Below are 12,977 nucleotides of genomic sequence, written 5' to 3' on the forward strand. Positions count from 1 at the left end.
AGACCTTCAGTGGATAGGGTGTTATGTCCGGAAAAGCGCAACAGCAATCTCGTATCAAAGAGTTGATCACCCTGGGTCGTGAGCAGAAGTATCTGACTTACGCAGAGGTCAACGACCACTTGCCCGAGGATATTTCAGATCCCGAGCAGGTGGAAGACATCATCCGCATGATCAACGACATGGGGATCCCGGTACACGAGAGTGCTCCGGATGCGGACGCCTTGATGCTGGCCGACGCCGATACCGACGAGGCAGCCGCAGAAGAAGCGGCTGCAGCGTTGGCAGCGGTCGAGACCGACATCGGGCGTACCACCGATCCCGTTCGTATGTACATGCGTGAAATGGGTACCGTTGAACTTCTGACCCGTGAAGGCGAAATCGAAATCGCCAAACGTATCGAAGAAGGCATCCGTGAAGTGATGGGCGCAATTGCGCACTTCCCTGGCACGGTTGACCATATTCTTTCCGAATACACACGTGTCACCAGTGAAGGCGGTCGCCTCTCCGATGTTCTGAGCGGCTATATCGACCCGGACGACGGCATTGCGCCGCCTGCCGAAGTACCTCCGCCTGTCGATCCCAAAGCCGTCAAGGCCGAAGGCACCGATGACGACGAGGAAGAATCGGCAGACGCCAGCGACGACGAAGACGAAGTCGAAAGCGGTCCCGATCCGGTCATCGCCCAGCAGCGCTTCGGTGCGGTTTCCGACCAAATGGAAATCACCCGCAAGGCGCTGAAGAAATTCGGTCGCGACGACAAGCACGCCATTGCCGAAATGGTTGCACTTGCCGAACTGTTCATGCCGATCAAACTGGTTCCAAAGCAGTTTGAAGGTCTGGTAGAGCGTGTGCGGGGTGCTCTTGAGCGTCTTCGTGCTCAGGAACGCGCCATCATGCAGCTGTGTGTACGTGATGCACGTATGCCGCGCGCCGACTTCCTTCGCCAGTTCCCGGGCAACGAAGTTGACGAAAGCTGGACTGACGCACTGGCCAAGGGCAAGAGCAAATACGCCGAAGCCATTGGTCGTCTGCAGCCTGACATCCAGCGTTGCCAGCAGAAGCTGTCGGCACTGGAAGAAGAGACCGGCCTGAAAATAGCCGAGATCAAGGACATCAACCGTCGCATGTCGATCGGTGAGGCCAAGGCCCGCCGCGCGAAGAAAGAGATGGTTGAAGCGAACTTGCGTCTGGTTATCTCCATCGCCAAGAAGTACACCAACCGTGGTCTGCAATTCCTCGATCTGATCCAGGAAGGCAACATCGGCTTGATGAAGGCTGTGGACAAGTTCGAATACCGTCGTGGCTACAAGTTCTCGACCTATGCCACCTGGTGGATCCGTCAGGCGATCACTCGCTCGATTGCCGACCAGGCCCGCACCATTCGTATTCCGGTGCACATGATCGAGACGATCAACAAGCTCAACCGTATTTCCCGGCAGATGCTGCAGGAAATGGGTCGCGAACCAACCCCGGAAGAGCTGGGCGAACGCATGGAAATGCCTGAGGACAAAATCCGCAAGGTATTGAAGATCGCGAAAGAGCCGATCTCCATGGAAACCCCGATCGGCGACGACGAAGATTCGCATCTGGGTGACTTCATCGAAGACTCGACCATGCAGTCGCCAATCGATGTCGCCACTGTTGAGAGCCTGAAGGAAGCGACACGCGAAGTGCTGTCGGGCCTTACCGCCCGTGAAGCAAAAGTTCTGCGCATGCGTTTCGGCATCGACATGAATACCGATCACACGCTTGAAGAGGTCGGTAAGCAGTTTGACGTTACCCGCGAGCGGATTCGTCAGATAGAAGCCAAGGCACTGCGCAAGCTGCGTCACCCGACAAGAAGCGAGCACCTGCGCTCGTTCCTCGACGAGTAATCGCATCTGCGAGTCAAACAAAACCCCCGGCCTGCCGGGGGTTTTGCGTTTCAGAGAAAAAGAAATCCAGATTTGCAGGTCCAGTCGTCAATTGATCAAATCAAACAGATGTCAGACGTCGGTCTAATTGCAGGCCCTGACGAATTGACCTACAACTATGTATCACACAGGACACAAGCGCTTCTCAGTCCAGCCTTGGCCAGTGATTGTTACAAATTCACGCCACAACAATATCAGCGATAGTCAAACACGGACGTAAGCCGCATATGCGTGAAGTAATAATCGACACCAATGACCGGGAAGCGTCGTGCCTGTCCGAGGGAAAATTCGCCTCGGTCTTCGCTCAGTGCCCGGATGCCATGATTATCGCAAGCCTTGTCGACGGGCATATCATGGATGCCAACGCGGCATTCGTTGAACGGACCGGCATCGCCCTCGACGAAGTGATCGGAAAAACGCCCACCGAACTGGACCTGTGGGCAGTGCCAGGTATAGGCCCAAAAGTTTTGCAGCAACTGCAGACAGGCAACATCCATAATCTGGAGATACCCTTTCGGCGCAAGAACGGCGAAACCTTTTCCGGGCTCATGTCCGCCCAGCCTTTCGACCAGAGCTCCACGCCAGCCGTACTGGTGATAGTGCGTGACATCACCCAGCGCAAGCAGGCCCAGCAGCAACTTCAACTTTCCGAAGAAAAATTCGCCAAGGCGTTTCATGCCTCGCCTGACGGGCTGGCTATCACCCGCCAACAGGACGGAATGCTTTTAGAGGTGAACGAAGGTTTCTGCCGCATCACGGGGTATAGCGAAGCGTACTGCCTTGAGCACTCGACATTCGACCTGGGTGTTTGGGTGGATCTGGGCGACCGCTCCAGGCTCATTGAGCAACTGAAGCGGCACGGATCCGTCCGGGACTTCAGGGCCCGGCTTCGTAATGTTGATGGCAGTATCAAACTGTGCGAACTGTCCTCGCACCCGATCGTCATCGCAGGCGACGACTGCCTGCTGACGATTGCACGGGATATAACCGAAAGCAGACAAATGCAGGAAAAACTGCACTTGGCTGCAACGGTGTTCGAGAGCACAGCCGAGGGCGTGCTCATTACCGACACCAACCAGCGCATCAATGCAGTAAACCGTGCCTTCACTGAGATTACCGGCTACAGCGAGAGCGAAGCCATCGGCCAGACGCCTCGCCTGCTCGCCTCAGGCCAGCATGACAGCGCGTTCTATGCCTCAATGTGGCATCAACTTGCAGCCGATGGCCACTGGCAGGGCGAGATCAGCAACCGACGCAAGAGCGGCGAGCTCTACCCAAGCTGGCTGACGATCAATGCAGTGCGCAACAAAGCCAACCTCACCACCCATTTCGTCGCCGTCTTCGCTGACATCTCCAGCCTCAAACACGCCCAGGCGCGCCTCGACTACCAGGCCCACCACGACCCACTCACCGGCCTGCCCAACCGAACCCTGTTCGAGAGTCGCCTTCAATCGGCATTGCTGCACAGCGAAGAATCCGGCAGCCTTGGCGCAGTGCTGTTCCTCGATCTGGACCGCTTCAAACACATCAACGACAGCCTGGGCCATCCGGTCGGCGATCTGCTGCTCAAGGGCATCGCACACCGGCTCAAGGAGACCCTGCGCGATGTCGACACGGTCGCGCGCCTTGGTGGTGACGAGTTCATCGTTCTGTTACCTGGCCTGCTGCAGCCCAGCGACGCACAAGCCATTGCCAACAAACTGCTGTCCAGCTTCAACACACCTTTTGAAGCTGGCGAACATGAGCTCTACATCAGCCCGAGCATTGGCAGCTGCGTTTTCCCGACTGACGGCACCGACGTAGCAACGCTGGTCAAAAACGCCGACGCTGCGATGTACCGCTCCAAGGCCAAGGGCCGCAACCGGGTCGAAAGCTACACCTGCGACCTGACCACACAGGCCAGCGAACGTATTGCCCTTGAACAGGAATTGAGAAGAGCGCTGGACCGCAATCAGCTGTCCCTGGCCTACCAGCCCAAAATCAGCCTTCTGACCCACACGCTGATAGGCGCAGAAGCGCTGATCCGCTGGAACCACCCGACCTTCGGCGACGTGCCGCCCGAACACTTCATACCGCTGGCCGAAGAAAACGGCATGATTCTGCAAATCGGCGAATGGGTGCTGGAGCAGGCCTGCCAACAGATGGGCAAATGGCACAAAACCTGTCAGCCGTTCGGCCCCGTGTCAGTCAACCTGGCAGGCGCTCAATTGCGCCAGACAAACCTTGTCGAACACATCGAACAACTGCTGGCCGACAACGGCCTGGAGCCAGGCTGCCTGCAGCTGGAAATCACCGAACACTTCATCATGAGCCAGACCCAGGAGGCGCTGGCAGTGCTGCACAAACTGAAGAAACTCGGCGTGCAGCTGGCCATCGACGACTTCGGCACCGGCTATTCCTCGCTGAGCTACCTCAAACGCCTGCCGCTGGACATCCTCAAGATCGACCAGTCCTTCGTTCGCGGCCTGCCCGAAGACACCCACGACGCCGCCATCGTCCGCGCCATCATCGCCCTTGGGCGCAGCATGCAACTGACCGTGATTGCCGAAGGCGTAGAGAACAGCGAACAACAGCAATTCCTGACCCGCGAGGGCTGTGAACAGATCCAGGGCTACATCATCAGCCTGCCCCTTCAACCCGAAGAATTCAGCGCGAGATTTCTTCTTATGAATCTTTCGGACGTTTCGGATAGCACAGCCGCGAAACCGCCGTTATAATCCGCGGCCTACTGAGGGCCCATAGCTCAGTTGGTTAGAGCAGAGGACTCATAATCCTTTGGTCCACGGTTCGAGTCCGTGTGGGCCCACCATACTCAAAGCCGCGCACTGCGCGGCTTTCGTGTTTCTGGGTGGTTCTCCACTAATACAGTCCTATGGTCCAAAGGTACAAAATCGGTACAGTGCTGGTGCGCCAGTACACCTTTGGAGTCCTTTCAGATGGCAACATTAGTCAAAACCCCTTCCGGCACCTGGAAGGCTTTGATCCGCAAAACCGGCTGGCCAACTGTGGCTAAAACCTTCCGCACCAAACGCGATGCGGAGGACTGGTCACGTCGCACCGAAGACGAAATGGTCAGAGGTGTTTATATCCAGCGCAGCGGCTCCGAGCGCATGACGCTGGAGGCGGCCCTAAAGCGCTACTTGAGCGACATCACCCCCACCAAGAAGCCCACCACTCAGCGTGGCGAAACCTCGAAAGCCAAGAAGCTCATCGAGCATCTGGGCAAATACTCACTGGCTGCGCTCTCCGCTGACATCATCGCCGGCTATCGCGACAAGCGCCTGAACGAGCCCAGCCGTGGTGGGACCATTAGCAACAACACTGTGCGCCTCGAACTGGCCCTGTTGAGCCACCTGTACACCGTAGCGATTCAGGAGTGGGGGTTGGGCCTGACTTTCAACCCAGTGCTGAATATCCGTAAGCCTAGCCCTGGGGATGGTCGTGATCGGAGGCTATCGCCGGAGGAAGAACGTCTTCTGCTCGCGGCCGTGAATCGACATAGCAATCCTATGTTGGGCTGGATTGTTTGCATCGCTTTGGAAACGGGCATGCGCTCGTCAGAGATTTCATCCCTACGTCGACCTCAAGTGGATTTGGCAAAGCGCGTCATACGCCTCTCCGACACAAAGAACGACGGCTCGCGCACTGTGCCTCTAAGCAAGCGTGCCACCGAAGTATTCAAAGCCGCGATGGATAACCCGGTGCGACCAATTGACTGCAATCTGGTGTTTTTCGGTGAGCCTGGAAAGGACGGAAAGCGTAGGCCGTATACCTTCACCAAAATTTGGGGTCAGCTGAAGAAGAAGCTCGACCTACCTGATTTCAGGTTTCACGACCTGCGCCATGAGGCAGTGAGTCGGCTTGTCGAAGGCGGGCTATCTGACCAAGAGGTTTCTGCCATCAGTGGCCATAAGTCGATGCAGATGTTGAAGCGCTATACCCACCTTCGTGCGGAAGATCTGGTTGGGAGGCTCGACAGCTTGAAGGGAAAAAATAAGTGAAAATAAATTATATCAAATACGCAAAACCAATAGATTTCAATCAATACCCTATAAATCCTGGACCTAACACCAAAAAGCACGACCAAGATTATATAAATTGGCAAATACAGATAAGTAACTCCACTAATCCAAACTAATACGTATTGGTCGAAAATCACGACGTGCCCATTTGACGGCTGCCTATAACTACTCAAAGATACGCTCAACTGCTATCAATATGGTCACAACGACAAACGACCAGCACGGAGACCTTATGACTGCTGAAGAATATCTTCTGGACCGATTCGGTCCTCTGATGAGCATGGCCCAAGTCGCGGATTTGCTGGATAGGTCTCCAGACGGCTTCAGGGTCGCAATGTACACGGACTCAGACTTGTCTCGAAAGCTAAAGCCAACCGTGGTAAGGGTTGGACGCCGGGTATTTTTCCGCACGATCCAAGTCAATGACGCCCTAGGCTTAGATGTAATAGTGGAATGACTATACGCGCCGACGACTGGATCTGGACCGCCCTAGCCAGTCAAATCGAAGGGTCCGGGAAGGGTTACGCCAAGTTACTTTCATCAGCGAACTATCAGAATTTCCGTTAAATATCTAGGCAGCATGCCGCATGGTGCAGTAACCAAAAAGCAGAAAACAAAAGGCCCAGCGTGGTAGCCGGGCCTTTTGGAGTAGTTAGAACAGGTTTTCTCTTTCGACGGTAGAAACCTGCTTCTAATCCCCCTCGATTCACATAAGAAGGTGAGCTGATTATGGCTGGCACCTCGACTTCGCACAAGTTGAAGAAACCAGTTTCAATCATCTTATCGCCGAATGGCGGGAACATGAACGCAATTTCAAATGCTTTGACCTCGGCATCCGTTAACGATAGCGCACAAAGCAAAAAGCAGACAAGCAAGGCTAAAGCGGTCCCAACCCGCTACTTTGAAGAGGGGACCGCCCTCAACAGAATTCTTACTGAATCGCCTTACCTCGCGCGTTGCAGTGATAACAAAACCGCCGCGCTGGTTCGACCACGTGAGCATGCGATTCGGTTCCCCTATATGCAGATCAACCGGCGCGAAATGGTGTCGTGGTTGATCTTTGACCTCGATCACGCGAACTCCTTGATCTGGGATGATCTAGGCCTGCCGCAACCCAACCTGATCGTGCGCAATCGCGTAAGCGGGCATTCCCATCTGTACTATGCCATCTCCCCCGTATGCACGTCAGAGAAGGCCAGAGACAAACCGATTCAGTATATGAAAGCGGTTTACTCTGCCTTTGCGTTGCTTCTCAAAGCAGACCCGGACTACAGCAGCGGACCGGTAGCCAAGACACCAGGCCACCCTTGGTGGCTTACGACGGAGCTACATGACAGCGTCTACGAGCTTGCTGATCTGGCTGACTATGTGGACACGCAGGTTTCGTCATGGAGCAAGGCATCGAGGCTTGAAGACCTGCCAAAATCCAGGCACGGAATTTTATTTGAGAAGCTGCGCTACTACGCATACAGCGTGGTCGGCCAACAGCGTGAGGAAGGAAATTTCGAGTCGTTCTGTCGGTTGCTCGACACATATGCCGCAAACATCAACAATTTTAGCCGTCAGGGGTTCCAGACTGGAAACCTACCCTTGTCGTCACTCCGAGCGACCGTTAGGTCAGTCAGCCGTTGGACGTGGACTAAGTATTGGGGCAACTCGAGCTGCTGCCGGGGAGTTATGGCGTTAGATCGCTCGCTTCCACTGAAACAGCGGCAAAGGCTTGCAGCAAAGCGCACACATGAAGTGCGCCAGAAGGAAACTGAAAACAAGATCCGCGTTGCCTGTCACGCCCTCCATAGGAGGGGCGAACAGCTTCGTTTGACCCTTGTGGCAAAAGAAGCACGAGTTACCCGTCAGACGGTTGCTAACTACACACATATCCTTGCTGAAGCAGCGAATGCATCATCCATCGCGGACTTGAATCCCCGACCAGCGAGCGAGGCGTCTGGGCTCTGTAAGCAGGACTCGCACTCAGCAGGACAACCGGGCTCAACATTGTTAGACCCTAATTTCGGTCGTTTCCAGAGCATGGGGAATAGCTATAAAAATGTTAAGCATGCTGTACGTCAGATATCATCACGTAGCGTGAAGTCGATGGGTGTACGCTTAGAAGATGCGCAAGACCACAATTCCTCGTAGCACTGACGCTGAATTAATACTGCCGTAGATTTATATTGATGTGCCCAAGCTAAGGTTTACCTCTATTTAAGGCTGCTGTCGCCCTTGAGAGTTTGAAGCCTGCCCGTCGCTACCGCTCGAAACAGACTAGAAACCTGATTTGGGGGTATTCACCAAAATACTGATGGTAAAGACAAACCTTGGATAGTATTTGTGGCATGTCGGCGGGCTTGGGGGTTGCGCGGCATTATGATATCGGCGACTCTATTCTCTATGGGGTGGCACCCCAGAAATCGGGCTACCCTATGGATTCTTTGCCGTTTCGGGACGCGATACCAAATTAAAGCATTCAAGGAGTGATAATGCCACTAAGCGACGAGCAAATTCAGGAGTGCCACCAGAGATATCTGCGTGAATATGACAGATATTCAAAGATGGCAGATCTGGTATATCAGAAATGTATAGAAATCGTACAAAAAAAATTAACTGTGCGTGCAACCGTGCAACGACGTGCAAAGAACCCTAAAAGCTTTTTCGATAAATTGAGAAAAGCAGAACTGCGGAATAGATATAACAGTGTTGATGAGGTATTTGAAAGAATCAGCGATCTAGCTGGAGTGCGAATCGCAACCTATCTAGAGTCAGATCGTCAAAATGTAGTTCAGGAAATCAGGCAGGCCTTTGTCGGAAGAGACGGAGGTGAGCCAGACATTGACTTAAAAGATCGCTCAGAAGCAGGAAGACATTATCGAGCGACCCACTGCCAAGTATATTTGATTGAAGAGGATTTCGCGGGCACAAACTCTAACCTAGAGGGTACGACATGTGAGATTCAAGTCTGTAGTTTGCTTGCTCATGTCTTCAACGAAATTGAGCATGATCTTCAATATAAACCTCTAAGCGGTGAACTGTCTGACGCGGAGCGAGAATTTATAGATCAGCTGGGCCTGCTAACGAAAGCGGGTGACCTGACTATCAAAAGACTCCTCGCTGATACGGATGAGCGTCTAACCCATCGAACTGGCGCATTTGATGATGTCCATGATTTCGTAGCACGAATGAGAAAGGAGCTCGATGTTGGAACCGGTTTTTCCGCTAATGCTGGACAGTTATTTGAAGAGCTGGAAGCATTACGAATAAATACACCGGGAGAAATTCACAATACAATCTGTCCCGGCGGAGAAAACCTTAAGGAAACGGTCCAGCAAGAGTTTGATCGCCTGCTCAGATTTGCCGAAGAGCAAAATGTGGATATATTAGAGAGAGACAGTTCGGACTTACTTTTAGCTGGATTATTGAAAAACAAGGTTGACGAAATTCTAGCCAGGCATCCGATGGGAAGAGCCAAAGGTCGTCCAACACGACTCGCGCAGATTGCTAAGCTATACAACCAAATGCCGTAAATCTCGCTTCCGAGCTTATGAACTCTATAGAAAATACGGCGAATTCATCAATAGGAATACAGTTTCAGGAGAAGAAATGAAAGAACTAGGATGGCAAAAAGACAACCCTTTCATGCCCGACTTAAAAACGGCAAAAGATGTTGAAGATTACATAGCAGCAGGCGGATTAGGAGTCATAGAAGCTCGCATCGAACGGGCATTTAGCGCAAGATTTAGCGAACTAAAAGAAAAAATTTCGCGCCTGTTTGATATCGAGCTTAGCGATCCGTTTGAAGCGAATCTTTTATTAACGTCCATTCTGGTCGATACTCGCGCGCTCTTTCTTGAGTCGGATCGCCAGAAGCGCAACGCAACGTTACAGAATGTTTATCGCGCCCGACGCATGGAATCCAGAGCCGCAGCCGTTGACGCGGTGTTTGATGAGGAATTTTTCCCTGGGAAATCCTTGCGAGAAGTAATTAAAGCGTGGGTTGATAAACGTGTCGTCCACATGGATTGGCTGTGGGATGACGATGAAGTAATACTATTCAAGCGTATGGAGTCGCTAATTTTCGGTGGAGGAATGAAGAACCTGCTAATAGTGTTAGTAGAGCTTATTACGGAATATGAAGAAGTAGTTTTAAGATTTGGTGAAAATATGCGAGAACAATTGGATCTTATTGTTAGATCGATGACCGGGGGCACCAAGGAATGACAGATGAGGCAGGCAGCTATCAGCCAGCTGCCTGCCCCCATACTGTAAGCTCTTAAAGGCAGAGCTAACTCCACCGATAGCTTTACAGGTTGATCTCTGATTCTAGCTTCCGCACCGCTGTAATCTCGCCAGTATCTGTCTTCCGGAAAGACCGTTTGCAGCAAACGCTTTTCCTATTGCAGCTGGATCTGTGAATAAAGGGCCGTCAAATGAAAGGCCGATAATGACTTGCCTGAGATCACCCAGCAGACTAAACACTAGCTCCTCGGTCATTATCATAGGTCCAAAACTAATGTCTTCTACTCTATCGGCCTTTGCTGAGTTGGTTACGAAAACTGGTGTAATTCCTCTCTCAGGGGCCTCTATATGCTCTCGGCACCACTCAAGGCTAAGCACAAGCTGTGCAGCCTCTACTTTGAAGATATCCGCTGTCTTCTCACTCTTAGCTTCCAAGCAAAAAGCAACGTCGTCAAATAACCAGAGGTTGTCCGGCCCTCTCTCTGTTTCTCTTTCGGGACGACTAGACGCCGCTCCGAGAACTTTCCCTAGTTCCAGAATGCCCTGCTCAACAATATCAGCTGGCATCGCAAAACTCAGCTTTGCGGCAATCTCATCCAACTTGGCAATTGCGGCATTAGCTTGGGCAAAACTTCCAAGGTAATCTCTAGCTGCGATGGCTTGGTTCGTCAAACGAGCAAATTTCTTATCTGCAACCTTGTCAGGCCTGGGGAAGTCAGAGTTGATTTCAAAGGCGGCGCGATAAGCGTCAGCAGCAGCTGCGGGATCAAATTGGTGAAGGTTTGCAGCTATTTTGTAAAGTAACTCTCCGCGTTGAACAGGATGTAAGCCAGGGTTGTTACAAGCGTCTCTGAGTACAGGAACTGCTGCTTGGAAATTTCGTCCTTTTGCCGACTTCCAGCTCACCCGAGCGGCTAGCGCAATGGTTTCATGCACAGTTATCTCATTTCCTTGCCGGACAGTTTTCTCTGCTTCTCGGACGCGCGCCCTATGGGCCTCTTTCCACTGCTCATTTCTGGATAAAATTGCCTGAACCATACCGTTAACCGCGGCGGGTAGCGTGGTGCCAGGAGTCAGTTTCACTAGGTCTTTCCCTAGATCAACTTGCACCCGCGTCCGGGATTCTAGCAACTCTCTCACAGATCTCTTTCCGATAAATGCAGCGATATCAGTACCTACTAATAGGATGGCCGCATAGTCAGCACTGGAGCGAACTGCCCGCCCTAGTGCCTGCTCGAATCTATTAACCGTCCTCACCTCGTATTCTGGCGAATCTTTCTGCCTTGAGGCGTCAACTTTATCGCTCAGACGATCTCCAGAGGGTACACCATCAATCACTAGCACGCGGCAAGCGTCATCTGGCAAATCGACGCCATCGAAACGCTGCGTAAAGACCACAAAATTTCCACTACTGCTCTTAAGCCTTTCTATTGCTGGCTCAAAACTCTTTCCTTGAGAGAGGCAAGCTCCCGCCTCAACCCAAACTTTAGATTGAGCTTCAGAACTTGTCAAAACAACAACATTAGTTTGTTTTGCCAAACTCGCACACACATTAGCGATCTCTTTTTTGGAAGCATCGGGAGTTATCAACGAAGTCGCGAGCATCATTCGTTCACCCGCCCCCTCGTCCTCCACTGGCTCAATTACTCGCTTGAAGGCTTGCGGATCGCAATCGAGGTCTCCAATGAAGGAAGATCCATCTTTAATACTGGCTGACATGAACAGCCTATGCTTAGCAGACGCATATACAGCTCGTTCTTCTACAGCTGCAATGGGCAATGAGATTTCAGCAGCTACGCCAGAGATACACACTCGCGCCTGATCCATATACCTCGCTATATTTCCCCACTGGTACTTCATCTCATCTTCATATTTGTAAGGCTCGAGCAGCTTAGCCGCCTCGCCCTGAATATTGGACCAAACCCAATATGGCACCTCAAAACGCGCGTCATGTGATGAGCTTTTTATCCCCCTCCAAGTCGCTGGGTCTGATGATTCGCAAAGAGGCAGCAACATTGCCTTGAACTGCTCAAAGCAAGAGTCCGGCACACGCACGGTGTAACAACCTCTAACGCGCTCAACCCCTGCGTGAACATCATCAAGGATAATAGCTGACGGTCGCGCACCATTCGCTTCTAGCCGGCTAATCGCGTTGAAAATACGGTCATAGGTACATACTAAGATCGACTCACCAGCGAGGGCCTCAAATGGAAGCCCAGACACAGGAAATGTGCTTGCTGGAGCCCCAATGGCCTGGGCTGATTGAAGTACTTGCTCTACCAGTTGGATCGTTGGGCAAACATAAAGAATTGGATCGCCTTTGTAACGGCAACGCATCATTTCTGCATAGACAAGGCCCACCACTGTTTTGCCCGACCCAGTGCTGAGCTTGAGTACAATATCCTTTTCGCCAGCTTGTTCATCGAGTTTTCTGAGAGCCGCTGCTTGAGCTGGGCGAAGACTGATATGAGTAGCCTTACGGTCTAGCTGACCAAACAGCTCTATCAGAGTGGCTGGGCACTCAGATCTAGGCTTAAGGGTAAGACTTGTAAAATCGAACATCGGTCCCTCTCTATTCGAAAATTTGGCGTGGCGTGATCGTCAGATAGGGCAACGTCTGAGTCAAGCTAATACGACACTTATCGGCGTTTATCGTTGCCAGCCCTAGAATTTCTAGGACGGGCAATAGCTGCGGGGTGACACCGTTACAGCGGAGTGCTTGGTTTCACTTGAGGTGAACTGACTGCTTTTGACTGGGTACTGCCAGTCAATCCAGGATTCAATTTGGTCATACTGCACCCAGAATCTG

At 52.3% G+C, this 12,977-nt stretch carries 7 protein-coding genes and 1 tRNA gene; 7 read left to right on the plus strand and 1 reads right to left on the minus strand.

Annotated elements, in window-relative coordinates:
* Nucleotides 1-23: 23 nt before the first annotated feature.
* The 7 genes from rpoD to RYB09_RS18180 all read left to right on the plus strand — a co-directional run bounded on the left by rpoD (nt 24) and on the right by RYB09_RS18180 (nt 10,150).
* Nucleotides 24-1,874, plus strand: coding sequence for an RNA polymerase sigma factor RpoD (gene rpoD / locus RYB09_RS18145; protein ID WP_002551876.1), 1,851 nt, complete (start codon nt 24-26; stop codon nt 1,872-1,874).
* 278 nt (nt 1,875-2,152) lie between these two features.
* On the plus strand, nt 2,153-4,630 hold the full coding sequence (locus RYB09_RS18150) for an EAL domain-containing protein (protein ID WP_410478317.1): 2,478 nt from the start codon (nt 2,153-2,155) through the stop codon (nt 4,628-4,630).
* Nucleotides 4,631-4,645: 15 nt separating this feature from the next.
* Nucleotides 4,646-4,722: transfer RNA gene (locus RYB09_RS18155), tRNA-Ile, on the plus strand.
* 127 nt (nt 4,723-4,849) lie between these two features.
* The gene (locus tag RYB09_RS18160; RefSeq protein WP_316889612.1) at nt 4,850-5,914 is read left to right on the plus strand and encodes a site-specific integrase; all 1,065 of its coding nucleotides are present in this window, start codon (nt 4,850-4,852) and stop codon (nt 5,912-5,914) included.
* Nucleotides 5,915-6,664: 750 nt separating this feature from the next.
* The gene (locus RYB09_RS18170) at nt 6,665-8,074 is read left to right on the plus strand and encodes a replication initiation protein (protein WP_316889616.1); all 1,410 of its coding nucleotides are present in this window, start codon (nt 6,665-6,667) and stop codon (nt 8,072-8,074) included.
* 341 nt (nt 8,075-8,415) lie between these two features.
* Nucleotides 8,416-9,456: a hypothetical protein gene (locus RYB09_RS18175; RefSeq protein WP_316889618.1), complete on the plus strand. Its 1,041-nt coding sequence runs from the start codon at nt 8,416-8,418 to the stop codon at nt 9,454-9,456.
* Nucleotides 9,457-9,532: 76 nt separating this feature from the next.
* A complete protein-coding gene (locus RYB09_RS18180) occupies nt 9,533-10,150 on the plus strand; it encodes a hypothetical protein (RefSeq protein ID WP_316889619.1) in 618 nt (205 codons plus the stop codon).
* A 102-nt stretch (nt 10,151-10,252) separates the two neighbouring features.
* Here RYB09_RS18180 and RYB09_RS18185 read toward each other — a convergent pair whose 3' ends face one another.
* The gene (locus RYB09_RS18185; protein ID WP_316889620.1) at nt 10,253-12,730 is read right to left on the minus strand and encodes a DEAD/DEAH box helicase family protein; all 2,478 of its coding nucleotides are present in this window, start codon (nt 12,728-12,730) and stop codon (nt 10,253-10,255) included.
* Nucleotides 12,731-12,977: the final 247 nt, after the last annotated feature.

Origin of the sequence: Pseudomonas syringae group sp. J254-4 (genome assembly GCF_032586855.1) — a bacterium.
In the GTDB taxonomy this organism is placed as follows: Bacteria; Pseudomonadota; Gammaproteobacteria; order Pseudomonadales; family Pseudomonadaceae; genus Aquipseudomonas; species Aquipseudomonas amygdali.